The organism is Rhodococcus sp. NPDC057014 (assembly GCF_042673295.1).
Lineage (GTDB): Bacteria > Actinomycetota > Actinomycetes > Mycobacteriales > Mycobacteriaceae > Rhodococcus_F.
On the sequence record NZ_JBHUSF010000605.1, the window covers coordinates 1 to 1850 of the forward strand.

The 1850-nt window shown below is 66.9% G+C and carries 1 protein-coding gene; it reads left to right on the forward strand.

The window, feature by feature from the left end:
* Window positions 1–253: 253 nt before the first annotated feature.
* Window positions 254–1795 carry an amino acid permease gene (locus ACFTZB_RS45360; protein ID WP_378442515.1) on the forward strand — a complete coding sequence of 514 codons (1542 nt, stop codon included), beginning with the start codon at window positions 254–256 and terminating at the stop codon, window positions 1793–1795.
* Window positions 1796–1850: the final 55 nt, after the last annotated feature.

The window sequence follows — 1850 nt, forward strand, 5'->3', positions numbered from 1 at the left end:
GGCTTCGGTCGTCGGTGCGACCGCGAGTTCCGCCTCGGATGTGACCGCGCTCACGGGTGATCAACTCGCTCAAACGGCAACACCCCAGAACAGGTTCTACTGATCGATGTGATCAGTTGAGCCCACGCTTCTTGCACACGGCGCTCAGTAGTGGTTCCCTCAGTTGGCCGTTGAGACCTACATCACAATCGGCAGCACCACCGGAACATCTCCGGCCCACGAGGCCATCGGGAACACAACCTAGGAGCGACACATGCCAGGAGTCGGCATTTGGCGAACGAAATCCGTTGAGCAATCGATAGCGGACACCGACGAACCCGACACCCGGCTGCGGAGGGAACTCACCGCGAAGGACCTCACCGTCTTCGGCGTCGCCGTCGTGATCGGCGCCGGCATCTTCACGCTCACCGCCCGGACCGCAGGCAACGTCGCCGGGCCGTCCATCTCGCTCGCCTTCGTCCTCGCCGCCATCGCGTGCGGCCTGGCCGCCCTCTGCTACGCCGAGTTCGCCTCCACCGTGCCCGTCGCGGGCAGCGCGTACACGTTCTCCTACGCCACCTTCGGCGAGTTCGTCGCCTGGATCATCGGCTGGGACCTCATCCTCGAATTCGCCCTCGCGGCGGCCGTCGTCTCCAAGGGCTGGTCGCTGTACCTGGGCAACGTCCTCGGATTCAGCGGATCCACCACCGCCCACCTCGGGCCCGTCGACTTCGACTGGGGCTCGCTGATCATCGTCGGCGGCATCACCCTCGTGCTCGCGATCGGGACCAAGGTGTCCTCCCGCGTGTCCGCCGTGATCACGGCCATCAAGATCGCCGTCGTCCTCCTCGTCATCACCGTCGGCGTCTTCTACATCAAGAAGGAGAACTACGCCCCCTACATCCCGCCGGCCGAGGGCAACGAAAGCACCGCACAGGGTGTGCACCAGAGCCTCTTCTCCTTCCTCTCCGGAGCGGACGGCAGCAGCTACGGCTGGTACGGCCTCCTCGCCGCCGCGAGCCTCGTGTTCTTCGCGTTCATCGGATTCGACGTCGTCGCCACCACCGCCGAGGAGACCAAGGACCCGCAGAAGGCGCTCCCCCGCGGCATTCTCGGCTCCCTCGCCATCGTCACCGTGCTCTACGTCGCGGTCACCCTCGTACTCACCGGCATGGTCAAGTACACCGACCTCGAGACCGGCAGCCCGCTCGTCGGCGACAGCAGCGCCACCCTGGCGACCGCCTTCGAGGCACACGGCATCACCTGGGCGCAGACCGCCATCAACTTCGGCGGACTCGCAGGCCTGACCACCGTCGTGATGGTGATGATGCTCGGCCAGACCCGCGTCCTGTTCGCCATGTCCCGCGACGGACTCGTCCCCCGCGGACTCGCCAAGACCGGCAAGAAGGGCACCCCGGTCCGCATCACCCTGTTCGTCGGCGCCGTCGTCGCCGTGCTCGCCGCCTTCTTCCCGATGGGCACCCTCGAGGAAATGGTGAACATCGGCACCCTCTTCGCGTTCGTGCTCGTCTGCATCGGCGTGATCATCCTGCGCCGCACCCGCCCCGACCTGCCCCGCGGATTCCGCGTTCCGCTGGTCCCGCTCGTCCCCATCCTCGCCGTCCTGGCCTGCGGATGGCTCATGCTGAACCTGTCCGTCGAGACCTGGCTCCGATTCCTCGTCTGGATGGCCCTCGGAGTCGTCGTCTACCTCGCCTACGGCCGCCGCAAGTCCGTCCTCGGGCAGAAGCTCGCCGCCCAGGCCCAGGCCGCCCCGCCGGAGGAGGAGAACATCCCGGAACTCGTCCAGCGCTGACCCTCGGCAGGCACCGATCCGGCAAAAACGACTGCGCCGCACTCCCGATCGGGGG